This window comes from Variovorax sp. P1_G12, from assembly GCF_056405555.1.
Genome location: NZ_JBFUBW010000044.1, coordinates 1 through 19118, shown reverse-complemented (window position 1 = coordinate 19118; position 19118 = coordinate 1). Strand labels below are relative to the sequence as shown.

Sequence of the window (19118 nt, the reverse complement as noted above, 5' to 3'; positions counted from 1 at the left end):
AAAGGTTCTATTAATAGAATCTTAACACCATGATGCGGCGGAGGCCAGGGAGCGCGCCTCGTCAGTCCGTGAACAAATCGCTGAACAGCTCGCGCAGCCAGCGGTTGGCCGGGTCTTCGTGGAAACGCTCGTGCCAATACTGCTTGATGGCGTAGACCGGCATCTTCAGCGGCGGGGTCAGCAGCTTGATGTTGCTGGTCGGCAGATAGGACTCGGCCAGCATGGTCGGGATCGTCACGACCAGGTCGGTGTTGGCCACGATCAGCGGGATGGCCAGGAAGTGGGTGACGTGAAGCGCCACCCTGCGTGTGTAGCCCTTCTCGCTCAGCACCCGCTCCACCACGTCATGGCCGGTGCCGGGCGCCGACACGATGGCGTGCGATGCCGCCAGGTATTGCTTGAGGCTCAGCTTGCGGCCGATGACCGGATGGTCGCTGCGGGTCACGCAGACATAGGAGCGGTTGTACAGCCGCTGCTGGTAGTAGCCGGCGGCCAGGTCGGGAATGAAGCCGACCGCCAGGTCCATCTCGCCCGATTCCAGCGCCTCGCGCATCTCCTTCATGGGGAGCTGCACCGTGTGCAGGTTGACACCCGGCGCGACCTCGCTGAGCCGCTGCAGCAGCCCCGGCAGGAAGACCCGTTCGCCGATGTCGGTCATGATGATCCGGAACGTGCGAGTCGACGTGGCGGCGTCGAAATGCTTGTCGTGGTTCAGGGTCTGGCGGATCAGATGCAAGGCGTGGCGGATCGGCTCTGCCAGTTCCATGGCGAAGGGCGTCGGCTCCATGCCGCGCGATGTGCGCACGAACAGCGGGTCGTTCAGCACCTTGCGCAGCTTGCCCAGGCAGGTGCTCATGGCCGGCTGGCTGAGGCCGATGCGGTCCGCCGCGGCCGTGACGCTGCGCTGTATCAGCACCGCTTCGAAGGCCACCAGCAGCTTCAGGTCGAGATCGGCAATATCTATTTTCTTGAATACCATGAATCGACCTCGTGCGATTTACGTATGGTATGCGGCCGCCTACATTTTTGACAAGGACAGCGCGGCGGTGCCGGCCGACGCGCAAGACATCAAGGCCGTGCCTGGAGGAGGTCGCATGCAGTCCATCGTCATCGTCGGGAGCGGGCTGGCCGGTTACTCGGTGGCGCGCGAAGTCCGCAAGCGCGACAAGACGGCCCGCCTGGTCGTGGTCACGGCGGACGACGGCCACTTCTATTCCAAGCCCACGCTGTCCGAAGCCTTTCGTCTCGGCGCGCCCGTGGCGGCGCTGAGTTCGCGCAGCGCCGAGGCCATGGCCGCGCAGATCGAGGGCGAGGTATGGCGCGACACGCGGGTGACGCAGCTGGACCTGGCCGCCCGCCTGCTTCAAACCTCCAGGGGCCGGCTCGGCTACGACCGCCTGGTCCTGGCCCTGGGCGCCGAACCGATGCGCCTTGCGTTGGATGCGGAGTCGCTGGCGCATGTGCTCAGCGTCAACGACCTCTGCGACTACCGGCGCTTTCGCGCGGCGGCAGGAGGCCGCAAGGTGGTCGCCATCCTCGGCGCCGGCCTGATCGGCTGCGAGTTCGCCAATGACCTGGTGCATGCGGGCTTCGCGGTCAAGGTGATCGATATCGCCGGCCTGCCGCTCCACCGCCTGCTTCCGGATGCAAACGCCCGCTGCATGCACGAGGCGCTTCAGCGAGCCGGCGTGGACTGGCATCTCGGCACCGGCGTCGAACGCATCGAGGCGAAGGGCAAGGGCGTGCGCATCCTGTGCACCAACGGCGATGCCTTCGACGCCGACCTCGTGCTGTCCGCCATCGGCCTGCGCCCGCGCACCGCGCTGGCGCGTGCGGCCGGGCTCGCGGTGGCGCACGGCATCAGCGTCGATGCCGGCCTGCACACCAGCGATTCGCATGTCTACGCGCTGGGCGACTGCGCGCAGGTGGATGGCCTGTGGCTGCCCTACATCGCGCCCATCGGACCGGCCGCCAAGGTGGTTGCCGCCAACCTGGCAGGCGAGGCCGCAACGGTGCGCTATGCGGCGATGCCGGTGGTGGTCAAGACGCCGGCCTGTCCGTCCGTGGTGTGCCCGCCGCCGATCGACGTGTCGGGCGAGTGGCACACCGAGTCCGATGCCAGCGGCGTGCAGTCGCTGTTTCGCGACGAAGCCGGACAGTTGCGCGGCTTCGCGCTCAACGGTGCCCGCACCGAGAGCGCCGGCGCGCTGGCGCAGACGATGCCGATGTGGCTGGCCTGAGTTCCGCAGCCCCCGTTGACCCATGCGGTGCCGCGAGGCGCCGACACATTCCAAGGAGCAGACGATGAACAGTCCTCAACCCATTTCCTTCGTACGCCACTGGCACCGGCCCGGCTCGTCGCGCATGCCGTTCTGGCTCTACACCGACCCGGAGATCTACCGCCGCGAGCAGGAGCGGATCTTCAATGGCCCGCACTGGAACTACGTGGCGCTCACGTCCGAGATCCCGCGCCCGGGTGACTACAAGCGCAGCTGGATCGGCGAACGCTCGGTGATCGTCGTGAGGGACGAGGACGGCAGCGTCAACGTGGTCGAGAACCGCTGTGCCCACCGCGGGGCACAGTTCTGCCAGGCGCACACGGGCAACCGCAAGGACTTCATCTGTCCCTACCACCAGTGGAGCTACGACCTGAAGGGAAACCTGCTCGGCGTGCCCTTCATGCGCGGCCTCAAGGGCAAAGGCGGGATGCCCGCCGATTTCAAGCGTGAAAACCATGGCCTGACCAGGCTCCAGGTCGCGGTGCGCCACGGCGTGGTCTTCGCGAGCTTCCATCCGGAGGTGCCGAGCTTCGAGGAGTTCCTGGGCCCCACCATGCTCAAGTACTTCGACCGCGTGTTCGACGGCCGCGAATTGAAGGTCCTGGGCTACAACCGCCAGCGCGTGCCGGGCAACTGGAAGCTGATCCACGAGAACCTCAAGGACTGCTACCACCCGGGGCTGCTGCACACCTGGTTCGTCAACTACGGCCTGTGGCGCGCCGACAATGAATCCGCCAATGTCATGGACGACCAGCATCGCCACTCGGCCATGGTCACCGTGCGAAATGAAGGCGGCAAGGGCGAGGCGACCTCCGGCGTCAGCAGCTATCGCGAGAACATGGCGCTCAACGACGGCCGCTTCCTCGATGTCGAGACCGAGCCGTGGTGGAACGGCCCGACCGCAGTCATCCAGAGCATCTTCCCGAGCGTGATCATGCAGCAGCAGATCAACTCGGTCGCCGTGCGCCAGGTGATTCCGCGCGGCCCGCGCAGTTTCGACTACATCTGGACCCACCTGGGCTTCGCCGACGACTCGCCGGAGATGACGCAGCGCCGGCTGCGCCAGGCCAACCTGTTCGGACCGGCCGGCTTCGTCTCGGTGGACGACAGCGAAATCATCGGGCTGGTGGAGGAGGGCGTATCGCAGAACGCAGAGGCGGAGTCGCTGTGCGAACTGGGCGGGCGCGAGGTCGCCGACACCGACACTCATATCTCGGAGACCTTGATCCGGGGCATGTACGAGTACTACCGCAAAGTGATGGAGATCTGAAGATGGATGCGACGACCCGATTCGCGGTGCAGGACCTCTACACCGACTACGTCCGCTGCGTGGACGACACCCAGTACCAGGAGTGGCCCGATTTCTTCACCGACGAATGCATGTACCGCATCGTCTCGCGTGAGAACTTCGACGCCGGCCTGAAGATGTCGGCGCTGGCGCTCGAAAGCAAGGCCATGCTGAAGGACCGCGTCTACGGGATGAACGAGACCATCTACCACGCGCCCTACATGCAGCGCCACGTCGTGGGCGCTCCGAGGATCCTCGGCAGCGAGGATGGCGTGATCCACGCCGAAGCCAACTACGTCGTGCTGCGCACCAAGCTCGACGCCTTCTCGGAGGTCTTCAACACCGGGCGCTACATCGACACCATCGTCAGCGAGGAGGGCCGGCTGAAGTTCAAGGAGCGCATCTGCGTCTTCGACAGCGAGCTGGTTCCGAATTCGATCGTCTACCCGATCTGAGGCCCGCCATGGACGAGCAACAAGCAGGGCGAGGCTGGGAGCGCGCCGCCGGCGTCGACCAGGTGGCGGAGGGCGAGGTGAAGGGCGTCCACGCGGGCGGTCGCCCGATTGCCCTCTACAGGATCGATGGCGAGGTGCACGCCACGCAAGACATCTGTTCGCACGAGCGTGCCCATCTCTCCGAAGGCTATCTCGATGGTTGCGAGATCGAGTGCCCGCTGCACCAGGCGCGCTTCGACATCCGGACCGGCCAGGCCCTCTGCCGTCCCGCGACCGAGGCGATCGCGGTGTTCCCCGTGAAGATCATCGGCAAGGACATCTTCGTGCTCATTGCGCCGCCGGATGGATGTCCGGTCCCGGATCAGCCCCCCAGGTAGGCCTTGCGCACGTGGGGGTCGTGGATCATGTCCTTGCCCGTCCCCTCCAGCGCCAACGAGCCTGACTCGTACAGGTAGGCGCGGTCGCACATGTCCAATGCGGCATAGGCGTTCTGCTCGACCATCAGCACCGTGGCGCCATCGGCGCGCACCTTCTGGATGATTTCGAAGGTCTTCTCGACGATGTTCGGCGCCAGGCCCAGCGACGGCTCGTCGAACATCACGAGCTTGGGCCGGGACATCAGCGCGCGGCCGATGGCGAGCATCTGCTGCTCGCCACCGGACAGCGTGCCGGCCATCTGGTAGCGCCGTTCGGCGAGCTTCGGAAAGTTGTCGAACATGCGCGCCATGTCGGCCGTGATGCCCGACTTGTCCTTGCGGCGGTAGGCGCCCATCTCGAGGTTCTCCTGGATGGTCATCTGCGGAAAGACGCGTCGGCCTTCCGGGCAGTGGGCGATGCCCATCGACAGGATGCGCTGCGGCGTGGCCCGCGTGATGTCCACGCCTTCGAATCGAATGGTGCCGCTGGCCGGCGGCAGCAGACCCGAGATGGCTTTCAGGGTGGACGACTTGCCGGCACCGTTGGCGCCGATGACCGTCACCAGTTCGCCCTTGCGGACCTTCAGCGAGACGCCCTTGATGGCGTCGACCTTGCCGTAGCGGCAGACGATGTTGTCGATCTCAAGCATGCTTGATCCCCTGGCCGAGGTAGGCGCGAATGACTTCCGGATTGGCCTGGATCTCCGCGGGCGACCCGTCGGCGATGATCTTGCCGTAGTTGAGCACCACGATGCGGTCGGAGACCCCCATCACGAGCGGCATGTCGTGTTCCACCAGCAGGATCGAGATGCCGCGCTGGCGGATCCGGGCCAGCAGCGCCATGAAGTCTCCGGTCTCCGAGGGGTTCATGCCGGCGGCCGGCTCGTCGAGCAGCAGCAGCGTCGGGTTGGCCGCCAATGCCACGGCCACGCCCAGCAGGCGCTGTTCGCCGTAGGGCAGCGAGCCGCCGAGTTCGTTGGCCCGGTGCGCGATGCCGACGAAGTCGAGCGTCTCCCAGACGGCTTCGCGCAGCCGGGCCTCCTCGCGGCGCATGCCCGGCAGCGCCAGCAGCGTGGACCAGGCGGAGGCGTTGCCGTGGCGGTGCAATCCGGTCAGCACGTTCTCGAACACCGTGTTGGTGGTGAACAGGCTGGTCTTCTGGAAGGTGCGCACCAGGCCCACACCGGCCACTTCGTGCGGCTTGAGCCTGTGCAGCGCGACGTCGCGGAAGTGCACCTCGCCCTTGGTCGGGCGCAGGAAGCCGGTCACCACGTTGAAGGCGGTGGTCTTGCCGGCGCCGTTGGGGCCGATCAGGCTGACCAGCTCGCCTTCGTTGACGTGGAAACTCATGTCGGAGATGGCCACCAGGCCGCCGAAATGCACGGCGACATGGTCGATCGACAGGATCTTCCTGCCGCTCGAGGTGGCCGGCGCGGCGGGTCGGATCGGGGGGTTCATGGTTGCTTGCATGGTCAGCCGGCTGCGCCGTTCAGTTTGGCCGCCGACTCGGGTGGCGAGGCCTGCGCCGGCGCTGCCGGTGTGGCGCGCTGGTGGCGCTGGATGCCACCGGTCCTGCGGGCCCAGAAGTCGCACACCGCCGGCACGATGCCGCGCGGCAGGAAGAACACGATCAGCACCATCACGATGCCGTAGACCACCCATTGCACCTCCGGCGCGGCCACCGCGCGCAGGCCGACCGGCAGCACGCCGAAGATGACGCCGCCGACGATCGGTCCGGCCAGGGTGCCCTTGCCGCCGGTCACCACCATGATCACCATCGTCACCGTGTAGATGAACAGGAAGATGTCCGGATCGATGATGCGGATGTAGTGCGCATAGAGGCTGCCTGCCGCGCCCGCCAGGGCTGCGGACATCACGGCGGCGAACACCAGGTAGCGCGTGACGTCGATGCCGACCGAGGTTGCCAGCGACTCGTTCTCGCGCAGCGCGATCATGGCCCTGCCCATGCGGGAATGAACCACGCGGCGGATCAGCACGTAGGCGACCACGGCCAGCGCCAGCACCAGGTAGTAGTTCGGCAGCTTGCTCCAGAACACGTTCTCGCCCACCAGCGGCAAGTTGAAGCCGAGCGGCGGAATGTTGCTCAATGCCAGCGGCCCCTGCGTCAGGTCGACCCAGTTCAGCGCCACCAGCCGCACCACTTCGGCGAAGCTGATCGTCACGATCACGAAATAGGCGCCACGGATCTTGAACGACAGCTTGCCCACGATGTAGCCGCAGACGCCGGCCACGAAAGTGCCCAGCAGGACGCCGATGACTGGATGCCAGGGGGTGTGGACGATGCGTCCGTCGCCCCAGAAGACCGGAATGTCGAAGCCCAGCGAGGTCAGCGCGCTCGTGTAGGCGCCGATGCCGAAGAAGGCGATGTGGCCCAGGCTCAGCTGACCGGTGTAGCCGAGCAGCAGGTTGAGGCTCATCGCCCCGATGATGAAGATGCCGGTCGTGATGACGATGTGCAGGTAGTACTGGTCCGTGACCCAGAGGGGCACGCTGAGCAGCGCCACGAGCAGCAGGCTGGTTCTGAGGTTTTTCATCCGATGCGCTCCCCGCGTACGTAGAACAGGCCGGTAGGTTTGAACATGAGCACCAGGATGATGAGGATGAAGCCCATCGCATCCCGGTAGCCCGACGAGACGTAGCCCGAGCCCAGCTCTTCCGCGAAAGCCAGGATGAAGCCGCCGATCGCCGCGCCCTGGATGCTGCCGAGGCCGCCCAGGATGACGATCGCGAAGGCCTTCAGGGCGGCGGTGTTGCCCATCGTGGTGGTGACCACGAAGACCGGTCCGAGCAGCGCACCGGCGGCGGCGGCCAGGCCCGAGCCGAGCGCAAAGGTGGCGGTGTAGATGGCGTTGATGTTGACGCCCATCAGCGAGGCGGTGTCCCGGTCCTGGAAGGTGGCGCGCATCGCCTTGCCCAGGGGGCTGCGGTGGATCAGCACATAGGTGGCGAGAATGAGCAGCAGCGCTGCGCCCAGCACGAACAGGCGCAGCCAGGAGATCGACACCGGGCCGATGACCAGCGGCTCGGTCGGAAAGGGCGTCGGCACCGACTTGGCGACGCCGCCCCAGACCAGCAGCGCGATGTTCTGCATGGCGATCCAGCACCCGATCATGACCACCATGGTCGAGTCGATGTCGGCGCTGCGCATGCGGCGCAGGAAGATGCGCTCGATCAGCGCGCCGAGCAGGATGCCCAGCATGATGGCCATGCCCATCGCCAGGAAGAAATTCCATCCGAGGCTGGACACGAAGTAGTAGGCCATGAAGCCGCCGAACGCATAGAGCTCGCCATGCGTGAAGTTGACGACTTTCATGATCCCGAGGATCAGGGTGAGGCCGATCCCCAGGAGCGCATAGGTGCCTCCGAGGATCAGCGCATTGGCTATGTGCTGGATGAGTTGGTCCACTTGGTTTCTCGCACGCGCTGGAAGAACGAAACGATCGCGGAAAGCGCTGATTCCACGACGCACGGGGCCACGCCCGGACTGCGCCGTCGTCGAGCCGACAGTCGGCCCGGGCGCGATACGGCGATACAGCCGGCTAGTTGACGATGCCGATCTTGTCGTTGTCGATCTTCACGAGGTAGGTGTTGGGCGTGCTCTGGCCGCTCTCGCGGCCCGAGGGGCCGACCTTCTCGAACTTGATCTTGCCGGTCAGGCCGGTCAGCTCGATGTCCCACAGCGCCGCGCGGATCTTTTCCGGATCGGCGGCGCCGGCCTTGGTGACGGCCGCGGCAATGGTGCGGATGCCGTCATAGCCGCGGAAGCCTTCGGTCAGGCCGGCCTTGTCGTACTTGCGCTTGTTCCACTCCGCGATGAACGCCCTGGCGGTGGCCGGATCGGCCGAGGCGTCGGGCGTCCAGGGCGCGAACATCATGTTGTGCATGGTGCCCGCGGCTGCAGACCCTGCGTGCTCGATCAACTGGTCCGGACTCTGCGAGCCGCCCAGCGTGATGATCTGGCGCTTCAGGCCCACCGACTGCGCCTGCTTGAGCACCAGGGTGAGCTGCTCGACCGCCGTGGTGACGAAGAGGGTGTCGGCATCCGTGGCCTTGAGCTGGGACAACTGGGAGGTCATGTCCTGCGCCGAGGCGTCCATGGTCAGCACGCGGCCCACCTTCACGCCCTTGGCTTCCAGCATGCGCTGGAAGGACTCGGCCGAGCCGCGGCCCCAGTCGTTGTTCACGACCAGCAGATCGGCCTTCTTGATCTTGAGCGGCTCGACATGGCGGGCAAAGCTCTTGGCTTCCATGTCGTTGGTCGGGCAGATGCGAAACACATAGGGGTTGCCCGAGGTCGTGATCTTGTCGGCCCCCGAGGTCTCGACCACCATCGGCACCTTGTATTCCATCAGCTTGGGCATCGCGGCCAGCGTGTAGGTCGAACTCCACGCGCCCATGATGACCGGGACCTTGTCGCGCACGATCAGCTTCTCGGTGGCGTTGGCGGCCTCGGTCGGATTGCTCTTGCTGTCCTCGATCACCAGCTCGATCCTTGCGCCGTTGATGCCGCCCTTCGCATTGATCTCGTCGGCGGCGATCTTCGCGCCGCTCGTCACGAAGTTGCCGGACGCCGCCACGGCGCCGGTGAGCGGCTGGTTGACGCCGATCTTGATGATGTTGGACTGGGCTGCCGCAGCGACGGCGAAACACGCTGCCGCGGCGACCAGGCTCGGTCTCAGCCAGGTTTGCTTCATCTTCCGCTCCTTAGAGAGAGGTGGGGGACGAATCGTCCGGCGGGATGCCGGCGCATTCGAGCTGTCGCGCAATCACTCAAACTATCTATCTAACAATAGGACTACTGTATATCGATGCGTCGTGCACCGACTCATGGTTTTCACCGACGAGCCGTTGTTTGCCTGGGCCCTTACTCGCTGATAAGATACTAATAATAGGACGACCAGCTGATGGCATCATATGATGCCGAGGCACTGATCGCCAGAGCCAGCCCAGGAGAGACATGAGCCAGTTGAGTATTTCGCCGGAAGTGGTCGATGAGCGGACGCTCTCGAAGGCGCACGCCTGCCTGCGCGAAGCGGGTGTGGCGCTGCCGACCCTGAGCCAGCTGGCCGACCCCGAGACGATTCCGCCCGAGCGCCTCGCCGCGCTGGCGCAGGTCGATCCCGGCCAGCCCCACCCGGCCAATTTGTGGCGCGTCCACTGGTTCAACGACGCCGCCGGAAACGCCCCGGCCAGCGTGCCGGGCCACCTGGTGCTGCCCGAGGCGCTGACCGGCGTCAAGACCAGGATCGTCATCGCGCTGGGCGACCGCTTTCCGATGATCGGCGCGCACAAGGTGCTGGCGGCCTACGGCTGTCTGGTGCCGCGCCTGGTCACGGGGCGCTTCGATCCGGGCCGGCACAGGGCCGTGTGGCCGTCGACCGGCAACTACTGCCGCGGCGGCGTCGCCATCTCGCGGATCCTCGGTTGCCGCGGCATCGCGGTGCTGCCCGCCGGCATGAGCAGGGAGCGCTTCGACTGGCTGGAGCGCTGGGTGGCGGCGCCGGAAGACATCGTCCGCACGCCGGGCACGGAAAGCAACGTCAAGGAGATCTACGACCGCTGCGCCGCGCTCGCAGCGGTCCCGGACAACGTGATCCTGAACCAGTTCTCCGAGTTCGGGAACTACATCGTGCACCATCACTGCACCGGCCGAGCGATGGGGCGTCTGTTCGACGCATTGCAGGTCGAAACGCCCGCGCTGCGGCTGGCGGCCTTCGTGTCGGCGACCGGTTCGGCCGGCACCCTTGCCGCCGGCGACTATCTCAAGCAGCGCCACGGCGCGCGCATCGTCGCCGTCGAGGCCAGCGAGTGCCCGACCCTGCTGGAGAACGGCTACGGCGAACACAACATCCAGGGCATCGGCGACAAGCACATTCCGCTGATCCACAACGTCTTGAACACCGACGTCGCCGTCGGCGTGTCGGACCGCAGCTCGGACGCGCTGAACCAGCTGTTCAATTCGGAGGTCGGCAAGCGCTACCTGATGCAGCGCCAGAAGCTCGATCCGGCGTGTGTCGAAGCGCTGGCGGCCATCGGCATCTCGGGCTGGGCCAACGTGGTCGCCGCGATCAAGGTGGCGAAGCACTTCGACCTCGGCGCCGACGACGCCATCGTCACCGTGGCGACCGACAGCGCGCCGATGTACGCCAGCGAACGCCAGCGCTATGTGCAGCGCCACTATGCGCAGGGCTTCGATGAGGTCCATGCCGGCGAACTCTTCGCGCGCCATCTGGGCGGCATCGAGGACGACCACCTGCTGGAACTCACGCATTCGCAGCGCAAGAGGATCTTCAACCTCGGCTATTTCACCTGGGTGGAGCAACAAGGAATTTCCGTGGACCAGTTCGACGCTCGAAAGGACCAGGCCTTCTGGGGTCGCCTGCAAGCGTCGGTGCCGGCCTGGGACGCGCTGGTCGAGGCGTTCAACGGGAAGACAGGGGCACAGCGGTAGTCAACACATCCACAGGATCTGTGGGGAAAGCAGGAGGCAATATGGAAGGTACACCCTATCTCGAACTGAGGAACAAGCTCGCGCAGCGCGACCGGAGCTTGCGAGAGAAAGTCATGTCGCTCGAGGATGCGGCCGCGCTGGTCAACGACGGCGACAAGGTCGGCATCGGCGGCAGCACGCTGTCGCGCACGCCGACGGCGATGATCTGGCAGCTGATCCGCGAGCGCAAGAAACATCTGCAGGTCTCGCGCAGCATCGTCTCGAGCGAGGGCGACCTGCTGTTCGCCTCGGGGGTCTCGGACCACATCATCACCAGCTGGTTCAGCCAGGGCATCGTCTGGGGCATCTCGAAGGTCATGCGCCACTACGTGGAGAGCAAGCAGGCGCGCTACGACGAGTGGAGCCACCTGGCCATGGGCATGCGCTTTCGCGCCGGAGCGATGGGGGTGCCTTTCCTGCCGATGCGCTCGATGCTCGGCTCGGACGTGCTGGAACTGCGGCCCGAAGCCCGGACCATCACCTGTCCCTTCACCCAGGAGGACGTGCTGCTGGTGCCGGCCTTGAATCCCGACGTGGCGATCATCCACGTGCAGCGCTGCGATGCCTACGGCAATGCCCAGATGGACGGCCTGCAGTTCATGGACATCGACCTGGCCATGGCCGCCACCCGCGTGATCCTGACGACCGAGCGGATCGTCTCGAACGACCAGATCCGCCGATCCCCGGACCAGACCAAGATCCCGTTCTTCGCCGTCGACGCCGTGGTCGAGGTGCCCTACGGCTGCGCGCCGCACGAGTGCAGCAACGTCTACGAGCCGCTGTTCAAGCACATGGACTACTACACCTCGCTGGTCAACGCCGACCCGGTGGCCGCCATGCAGGACTACATCGAGCGCTACATCCGGCAGCCGAAGTCGTGGAACGACTATCTGAACCTGCTGGGGCTGGACGAACTGCTGGATGCGGCGCGCCGCGGAAGGAGCATGCTCAATGACTGAGATCGCCGATTGCACCGCCAGCGAGATCCTGGCCGTCATGAGCTCGCGCCTGCTCAACGAAGGGCAGGTCGTCTTCGCCGGGGTGGGCGTGCCGCTCCTGGCCGCGACGCTGGCCCAGGGCCTGCGCTGCCCCGGCCTCACGATTCTGTTCGAGGGCGGCGTGGTGGGCCCGATCATCGAGCCGGGCAAGCTGCCGCCGTCGACCAACGAACAGCGTTGCACCAAGCGAGCCAACATGGTGCTGAGCAGCACCGACGTGCTGCTGCTGCTGCAGCGCGGCCATGTCGACGTCGGCTTCATGGGGGGCGCGCAGATCGACAAGTACGGCAACCTGAATTCGTCCTACATCGGCAACCCGGCCCACCCGAAGACGCGGCTACCGGGCACCGGCGGCGGCAACGACATCTCGAGCCTGACGAACATGATCGTCGCCATGCGCCATGAGCGCCGGCGCTTCGTCGACAAGGTGGATTTCGTCACCAGCCCGGGCTTCCTCGATGGCGGCAGCAGCCGCCACGACCGCGGCCTGCTGGCCGGCGGCATGTTCCGGGTGGTGACCGACCTGGGCATCTTCGGCTTCGACGACAAGACCAGGCACATGAAGATCGTCGCGCTGCACCCGGGCGTCACCCTGGAGCAGGTGCAGGACAACACCGGCTTCACGCTGCTGCACGACAAGCACATCGCGACCACCGAGGTCCCGAGCGCGGCCGAACTCGCGGCCCTGCGCAAGCTGGACCCGGACCGGCTCTACATCGCATGACGCGGGTCGAGCATCTGCATTTCGAAGATCGAACCACTGGAGAACATTGATGGCAACCTTGCATGGACAGTTTGGCATTGCAGCGCGCAATTTCACGGCCTTTCCGGAAATCCCGAACGCGGAGGCGCTGGTGCAGTACGGCGTGCGCATGGAGGAACTCGGCTTCGACTCGATCTGGGTCTGGGACCACATCCTGCTCGGCGTCGATCCGCACTTCCCGATCATCGATTCGCTGACGCTGCTGACGGCCATCGCCGCGCGCACCAAGAAGATCAAGCTGTCGACCGGAATCCTGGTGCTGCCGCTGCGCAATCCGGTGGTGCTGGCCAAGCAGCTGTCGAGCATCGACCAGCTGTCCAACGGCCGCCTGCTGATGGCCATGGCCGCCGGCTGGTACAAGCGCGAGTTCGACGCTGTCGGCGTGGCCTACGAGGAGCGCGGCAAGATCATGGACGACAACCTCCAGATCCTCAAGCGCTTCTGGACCGAGGATGTGGTCTCCGGAGACTGGACGCACCACAAGATCCCGGCCGGCGTGATGTTCCCCAAGCCGGTTCAGAATCCCTGCCCGATCCTGATCGGCGGCTATGCCGATCGCGTGCTCAAGCGCGCCGCGGTGGATGGCGACGGCTGGCTCACCTACTTCTACAAGCCGGCGGCGTTCGTCGAGTCCTGGGCGAAGGTGTGCAAGTACGCCGCTGAAGCGGACAAGGATCCGGCCACGCTGATGAACGGCAACCAGCTGCCCATCATGGTGGGGGCCTCGCGCGAAGCCGTGCAGGGCAAGATGATGGAGTGGTTGAATGTCGACTTCGACATCGCCCAGGGCAGCCAGTCGACGATGGACAGCGCCATCATGGGCAATGTCGACGAGTGCGTGGCCCAGCTCAAGGAGCACATCGACGTCGGCGTCCAGAAGCTGGTCTTCGTTCCGTACAAGTACGAGATGGACCAGATCGAGATCATCGCCAAGGAGATCGTTCCGCGCCTGCGTGCCTACGTGGCCGAAAAGAAGCGCTGAAGCCGGCGATGGCAGCGATTCTCGACCGGTCGGCCGCATGCCGCGCGCCGGGGCCGGCCCCTGGGCGGGCGGCCTGGGCCGAAGCGCAGCACGCCCGCGGCAGGCTGACGGCCCGCGAACGCGTCGAGTTGCTGCTCGACGAAGGCTCGTCGACCGAACTGGGGCCCCGCCTGGGCCGCGACGACGCCTGCAGCGGCGACGGCGTGGTCACCGTGCGCGGCACCATCGGCGGCCGCGCCGTGTGCGTGTTCGCCAAGGACATGTCGGTGAGCCGCGGCACACTGGCCGAGGTGCATGCCCGCAAGATAGGGCGGTTGCAGGAACTCGCGCTGGAAGGCCGGGTGCCGATCATCGGAATCTTCGACACGGCCGGTTTGCGGCTTGAAAGCGGCATGGATGCGCTGGCCGGCCACGGCGCCATCGTACGCAACGCCGCAGCCGCTTCCGGCGTCGTTCCGCAGATCTCGCTGATCGTCGGCGGATGTCCCGGCGCCGATGCCTTGCTGCCGCCGCTGTCCGACTTCGTCTTCATGGCCAACGACGACAGCAGCCTGTTCCTCAGCGCACCCGACGTGGTCCAACGGGTGACGGGCGAAGAGGTGAGCGCCGAGCAACTCGGGGGCGCAGGCGTGCACAGAAAGACCTCGTCCCTGGCGGATGGGGCGTTCGACAACGAGGTGCAGGCGATCCGTCGGTTGCGCCGCTTGTTCGGCTTCCTGCCGCTGCACAACCGCGCGGGGCCGACGCAGCGGCGCTGCCTGGATGATGCGGCCCGCGAGGCGCCTGCACTGGACACGCTGGTGCCGCAAGCCGATGCGGACGCCTACGACGTCAGGGAACTCATCGTGCAGGTGAGCGACGAAGCGGACTTCTTCGAATTGCAGTCCGACTTCGCCCCGAATGCGGTCATCGGCTTCGCGCGGGTCGATGGCCGCACCGTCGGCGTGGTGGCCAACCAGTCGTCGGTGCTGGCCGGCGTGCTCGACTGCGACGCGGCCCGCAAGATGGCGCGCTTCGTGCGCTTCTGCGACGCCTTCGGCATCGCGGTGCTCAGCTTCGTCGACACGCCCGGCTTCCTGCCCGGCGTCGCGCAGGAGCACGGCGGCGTGGCCCGGCACGTGGGCAAGTTGCTGTGCGCCTACGCGCAGGCCACAGTCCCGCTCGTGACGGTGGTGCTGCGCAAGGCCTTGGGCGGTGCGGGCGGTGCGATGGGATCGCGCGCGCTCGGCGCCGACCTGGTCTATGCCTGGCCCGACGCGCAGATCGGACTCCTGAACGCCCAGGGCGCCGTGGCGCTGGGCGACGATCCGCAAGCGGCGCAGCAACGCCTCGCGGCCGACGCTGCGGCGCGCCGCGGCGACATCGACGATGTCATCGTTCCGCGCCAGACCCGCGGGCACCTCGTGCAGGCGCTGGAACTGCTGGCGCAGAAGTCGTGTGCGCAGCCCTGGCGCAAGCACGCCAACCTACCTCTCTAGCCCCATGTTCTCCAAGATTCTGATCGCCAATCGCGGCGAGATTGCCTGCCGGATCATCAGGACGGCGCGCCGGATGGGCATCCGGACCGTGGCGGTGTATTCCGATGCCGACGCTCGGGCGCTGCACGTGCAGATGGCCGACGAGGCCGTCCACATCGGACCGGCGCCGGCGATCGAGTCCTACCTGGTGATGGACAAGATCATCGAGGCTTGCCGTCGCACCGGGGCCGACGCGGTGCATCCGGGCTACGGCTTCCTCTCGGAGCGTGCGGCCTTCGCCACGGCGCTGAAGGCGGCCGGCATCGTGTTCATTGGACCGAACCCGGGCGCGATGGAGGCGATGGGCGACAAGATCGAATCCAAGAAGCGCGCCAGCGCGGCACGGGTCTCGACGGTGCCGGGCTACCTGGGCGTGATCTCGGACCCGGCCCATGCGGTGGAGATCGCCAACGAGATCGGCTATCCGGTGATGATCAAGGCCTCGGCCGGCGGCGGCGGCAAGGGCATGCGCATCGCGGCCTCGGCCGCCGAGGTGGCCGAGGGCTATGCGCGCGCCAAGTCCGAGGCGGCATCGTCCTTCGGGGACGACCGCGTGTTCGTCGAGAAGTTCATCGTCGATCCGCGCCACATCGAGATCCAGGTCCTGGGCGACAAGCACGGCAACGTGGTCTATCTCGGAGAGCGCGAATGCTCCATTCAACGCCGCAACCAGAAGGTGATCGAGGAAGCGCCGTCGCCGCTGCTCGACGAGGCCACGCGCAGGCGCATGGGCGAGCAGGCCGTGGCGCTGGCGCGCGCCGTGAACTACGACTCGGCGGGCACGGTCGAGTTCGTCTGCGGGCAGGACAAGTCCTTCTACTTCCTGGAGATGAACACGCGGCTGCAGGTCGAGCATCCGGTGACGGAACTGATCACGGGCATCGACCTGGTCGAGCAGATGATCCATGTGGCCGCCGGCGGCAAGCTGGCGTTCGCTCAGGAAGACATCCGGCTGAAGGGCTGGGCGGTCGAAAGCCGCGTCTATGCCGAAGACCCGACGCGCAACTTCATGCCTGCGACCGGGCGGCTCACCACCTACCGCCCACCCGTCGAAGGCCAGCACGATGGCGTCACGGTGCGCAATGACACCGGCGTGTACGAGGGCGGCGAGATATCGATCCACTACGACCCGATGATCGCCAAGCTGGTGACGCACGCGCCCACGCGGGCCGAGGCGATCGACCAGCAGGCGCTCGCGCTCGATGCCTTTGCCATCGAAGGCATCCGGCACAACATTGCATTCCTGTCTGCGCTGATGCGTCATCCGCGCTGGCGCGCCGGCAAGCTGTCGACGGCTTTCATTGCCGACGAGTTCAAGGGGGGCTTCGTGTTGCCGCCGCCTGAAGGACTCACGGCGCAACGCATGGCCGCGGTCGCTGCCTCGATGGACGCGCTGGCCGATGGGGGCGCCGCTGCAGTCGGGCGTCGTGTGGTGCTTCTGGGAGCTGCGGCGCACCGGGTCACGGTCGAGGGCCAGCGCGGCCACTGGCGCGTCGGCTTCGACGATCTGCCGGGGATCGTGCACGAGGTGATATCCGGTTGGATTCCGGGGCAGCCGGTCTGGAAGGGCTCGATCGACGGCGAGGCGGTGGCGATGCAGTTTCGCCGCACCGGCGACGGCGCCACGCTGGCCCATGCCGGCACGCAGGCCGAGGTCTGCGTGCTGTCGGCACGCGAGGCTGAACTGCTGGCGTGGATGCCGAAGCGGCAGCAGGCGGCCACCGGTTCCCAACTGCGCAGCCCGATGCCGGCGATGGTCGTCGCGATCTCCGCGGAAGTGGGCCAGGCCGTGGCGGCCGGCGATCCCCTGTGCGTCGTCGAGGCCATGAAGATGGAAATCACGCTCGGCGCCGAGCGCGCCGGTGTGGTGTCGAAGGTTCACGTGGGCCGCGGTGATGCGCTCGCGCTCGACGCGGTGATCATCGAATTCGAATGAATCCTGAGAGGCGGACTGTATGAAGATAGGCGTGCCGGCCGAGACTGTGCCAGGCGAAACCCGAGTTGCCGTGACCCCGGAGACCGCGAAGAAGCTCGTGGCGCAGGGCCATGTGGTGCGTGTGCAAGCGGGCGCGGGCGTGGCTGCGAGCGTGACCGATGCGGCGTACCAGGCCGCGGGGGCGGAGATCACGGATGCGGCGGGGGCCTTCGGCGCCGAGATCGTGCTCAAGGTGCGCACGCCGGACGAGCGCGAGAGCGCGCTGATGAAGCCGGGCACGGTGGTCATCGGCATGCTCAACCCCTTCGACGGAGCGGGGCTGCAGCGCCTGGCTGCCGCCGGGCTGACGGCCTTCGCGCTGGAGGCCGCGCCGCGCACCACGCGCGCGCAGAGCATGGACGTGCTCTCCTCGCAGGCCAACATCGCCGGCTACAAGGCCGTGATGATCGCGGCCGACCAATACCAGCGCTTCTTCCCGATGCTGATGACCGCCGCGGGCACCGTGAAGGCCGCCCGGGTCGTGATCCTGGGCGTCGGCGTGGCCGGCCTGCAGGCGATCGCGACCGCCAAGCGCCTGGGCGCGGTGATCGAGGCGTCCGATGTGCGCCCGAGCGTGAAGGAGCAGATCGAGTCGCTGGGCGGCAAGTTCATCGAGGTGTCCTACGACACCGACGAGGAGAAGGAAGCGGCGGTCGGTGTCGGCGGCTACGCCAAGCCGATGCCCGCGAGCTGGCTGGCGCGCCAGCAGGTSGARGTCGCCAAGCGCGTCGCGCTGGCCGACATCGTGATCAGCACCGCGCTGATCCCGGGGCGCGCGGCGCCGACSCTCATCACCGAAGACATGGTCAAGTCGATGAAGCCGGGCTCGGTGATCGTGGACATCGCCGCCGGCAAGGGGCCTGGCGGCGTGGGCGGCAACTGCCCCTTGTCCGAAGCCGACCAGACGGTGRTCAGGCACGGCGTGACCATCGTSGGCGAGACCAACCTGGCSGCGCGGGTGGCGGCGGACGCGTCGGCGCTGTATGCGCGCAACGTGCTCGACTTCCTCAAGCTGATCGTGGCCAAGGAGGGCRCGCTCAAGATCGACCTCGAGGACGACATCGTGGCGGCCTGCCGGATGGCGCARGACGGCCAGGTCACCAAGAACTAAGCGAACCCCCGGAGGAGAAGACATGGATCCCGTTTCCCATACCGTCATCAACCTGATCATCTTCGTGCTGGCGATCTACGTCGGCTACCACGTGGTGTGGACCGTCACGCCGGCGCTGCACACGCCGCTGATGGCGGTCACCAACGCGATCTCGGCGATCGTGATCGTGGGCGCGATGCTGGCCGCGGCGCTGACCGAGTCCGGCCTGGGCAAGACCATGGGCGTGCTGGCGGTGGCGCTGGCCGCGGTCAACGTCTTCGGCGGCTTCCTGGTGACGCGGCGCATGCTCGAGATGTTCAAGAAGAAGGATAAAAAGGCACCGGCCGCTGGCAAGGGGAATGCAGCATGAGCATGAACCTCGTCACGCTGCTGTACCTCGTTGCCAGTGTCTGCTTCATCCAGGCCCTSAAGGGCCTCTCCCACCCSACSACTTCGATCCGCGGCAACGTCTTCGGCATGGTGGGCATGGCGATCGCCATCCTGACCACCGCGGCGCTGATCGTGCAGCTGTCGGGCGGCAAGGCGATCGGCATGGCCTGGGTGCTGCTGGGCCTGGTGGTCGGCGGGGGCTACGGCGCCTACCGGGCCAGGACGGTCGAGATGACSCAAATGCCCGAGCTGGTGGCCTTCTTCCACAGCATGATCGGCCTGGCGGCGGTGTTCATCGCGGTGGCCGCGGTGGTCGAGCCCTGGGCCTTCGGCATCACGCCGGCGCCGGTGGCGGCCGCGGTCGGCATCAACACCCCCGACGGGGCCGCCATCATCGACGGCTTCCTGCGCTACGCGATCCCCGCGGGCAACCGGCTGGAGCTGTTCCTGGGCG

General features: G+C 66.6%; 19 protein-coding genes. 13 read left to right on the top strand and 6 right to left on the bottom strand.

Annotated features, from left to right (window positions below; genetic code table 11):
* Positions 1-61: 61 nt before the first annotated feature.
* On the bottom strand, positions 62-979 hold the full coding sequence (locus tag AC1D2O_RS33210; protein ID WP_478158592.1) for a LysR family transcriptional regulator: 918 nt from the start codon (positions 977-979) through the stop codon (positions 62-64).
* Between the two features lie 115 nt (positions 980-1094).
* Here AC1D2O_RS33210 and AC1D2O_RS33205 point away from each other — a divergent pair, with 115 nt between their 5' ends.
* From AC1D2O_RS33205 to AC1D2O_RS33190, 4 genes are all read left to right on the top strand, one after another.
* Positions 1095-2240: an NAD(P)/FAD-dependent oxidoreductase gene (locus tag AC1D2O_RS33205; RefSeq protein WP_478158591.1), complete on the top strand. Its 1146-nt coding sequence runs from the start codon at positions 1095-1097 to the stop codon at positions 2238-2240.
* Between the two features lie 64 nt (positions 2241-2304).
* Positions 2305-3549, top strand: a complete 1245-nt coding sequence (locus AC1D2O_RS33200; RefSeq protein ID WP_478089642.1) for an aromatic ring-hydroxylating oxygenase subunit alpha — start codon at positions 2305-2307, stop codon at positions 3547-3549.
* A 2-nt stretch (positions 3550-3551) separates the two neighbouring features.
* Entirely contained in the window at positions 3552-4022 is a 471-nt protein-coding gene (locus AC1D2O_RS33195; RefSeq protein ID WP_478089641.1) for an aromatic-ring-hydroxylating dioxygenase subunit beta, read from the top strand.
* 8 nt (positions 4023-4030) lie between these two features.
* Positions 4031-4399 carry a non-heme iron oxygenase ferredoxin subunit gene (locus tag AC1D2O_RS33190; protein ID WP_478089640.1) on the top strand — a complete coding sequence of 123 codons (369 nt, stop codon included), beginning with the start codon at positions 4031-4033 and terminating at the stop codon, positions 4397-4399.
* Here AC1D2O_RS33190 and AC1D2O_RS33185 read toward each other — a convergent pair.
* From AC1D2O_RS33185 to AC1D2O_RS33165, 5 genes are all read right to left on the bottom strand, one after another.
* The gene (locus tag AC1D2O_RS33185; protein ID WP_478089639.1) at positions 4384-5088 is read right to left on the bottom strand and encodes an ABC transporter ATP-binding protein; all 705 of its coding nucleotides are present in this window, start codon (positions 5086-5088) and stop codon (positions 4384-4386) included. The two genes, AC1D2O_RS33190 and AC1D2O_RS33185, sit on opposite strands and share 16 nt — an antisense overlap.
* Positions 5081-5896, bottom strand: a complete 816-nt coding sequence (locus AC1D2O_RS33180) for an ABC transporter ATP-binding protein (RefSeq protein WP_478089638.1) — start codon at positions 5894-5896, stop codon at positions 5081-5083. Before AC1D2O_RS33180 ends, AC1D2O_RS33185 begins: the two co-directional genes overlap by 8 nt.
* A 14-nt stretch (positions 5897-5910) precedes the next feature.
* Positions 5911-6993, bottom strand: coding sequence for a branched-chain amino acid ABC transporter permease (locus AC1D2O_RS33175; RefSeq protein ID WP_478158590.1), 1083 nt, complete (start codon positions 6991-6993; stop codon positions 5911-5913).
* Positions 6990-7865, bottom strand: a complete 876-nt coding sequence (locus AC1D2O_RS33170) for a branched-chain amino acid ABC transporter permease (RefSeq protein ID WP_478091827.1) — start codon at positions 7863-7865, stop codon at positions 6990-6992. The genes AC1D2O_RS33175 and AC1D2O_RS33170 overlap by 4 nt, the downstream gene beginning before the upstream one ends.
* A 133-nt stretch (positions 7866-7998) precedes the next feature.
* Positions 7999-9153: an ABC transporter substrate-binding protein gene (locus tag AC1D2O_RS33165; protein WP_478091826.1), complete on the bottom strand. Its 1155-nt coding sequence runs from the start codon at positions 9151-9153 to the stop codon at positions 7999-8001.
* Positions 9154-9416: 263 nt separating this feature from the next.
* Here AC1D2O_RS33165 and AC1D2O_RS33160 point away from each other — a divergent pair, with 263 nt between their 5' ends.
* From AC1D2O_RS33160 to AC1D2O_RS33120, 9 genes are all read left to right on the top strand, one after another.
* Positions 9417-10910, top strand: coding sequence for a pyridoxal-phosphate dependent enzyme (locus AC1D2O_RS33160; protein ID WP_478091824.1), 1494 nt, complete (start codon positions 9417-9419; stop codon positions 10908-10910).
* A 41-nt stretch (positions 10911-10951) separates the two neighbouring features.
* Positions 10952-11908, top strand: coding sequence for a CoA transferase subunit A (locus AC1D2O_RS33155; protein ID WP_478091822.1), 957 nt, complete (start codon positions 10952-10954; stop codon positions 11906-11908).
* The gene (locus AC1D2O_RS33150) at positions 11901-12671 is read left to right on the top strand and encodes a CoA-transferase subunit beta (protein WP_478158589.1); all 771 of its coding nucleotides are present in this window, start codon (positions 11901-11903) and stop codon (positions 12669-12671) included. The genes AC1D2O_RS33155 and AC1D2O_RS33150 overlap by 8 nt, the downstream gene beginning before the upstream one ends.
* Before the next feature lie 49 nt (positions 12672-12720).
* Complete coding sequence (locus AC1D2O_RS33145) at positions 12721-13692, top strand: LLM class flavin-dependent oxidoreductase (protein WP_478091818.1); 972 nt, start codon at positions 12721-12723, stop codon at positions 13690-13692.
* An 8-nt stretch (positions 13693-13700) separates the two neighbouring features.
* On the top strand, positions 13701-15170 hold the full coding sequence (locus AC1D2O_RS33140; protein ID WP_478158588.1) for an acyl-CoA carboxylase subunit beta: 1470 nt from the start codon (positions 13701-13703) through the stop codon (positions 15168-15170).
* Positions 15171-15174: 4 nt separating this feature from the next.
* A complete protein-coding gene (locus tag AC1D2O_RS33135) occupies positions 15175-17145 on the top strand; it encodes an acetyl-CoA carboxylase biotin carboxylase subunit (RefSeq protein ID WP_478158587.1) in 1971 nt (656 codons plus the stop codon).
* 19 nt (positions 17146-17164) lie between these two features.
* Positions 17165-18295, top strand: a complete 1131-nt coding sequence (locus tag AC1D2O_RS33130; protein ID WP_478158586.1) for a Re/Si-specific NAD(P)(+) transhydrogenase subunit alpha — start codon at positions 17165-17167, stop codon at positions 18293-18295.
* Positions 18296-18317: 22 nt separating this feature from the next.
* Positions 18318-18644, top strand: coding sequence for an NAD(P) transhydrogenase subunit alpha part 2 (locus tag AC1D2O_RS33125; RefSeq protein ID WP_478158585.1), 327 nt, complete (start codon positions 18318-18320; stop codon positions 18642-18644).
* A partial coding sequence (locus AC1D2O_RS33120) for an NAD(P)(+) transhydrogenase (Re/Si-specific) subunit beta (protein WP_478158584.1) occupies positions 18641-19118 on the top strand: 478 nt, incomplete at its 3' end. The genes AC1D2O_RS33125 and AC1D2O_RS33120, both read left to right, overlap by 4 nt.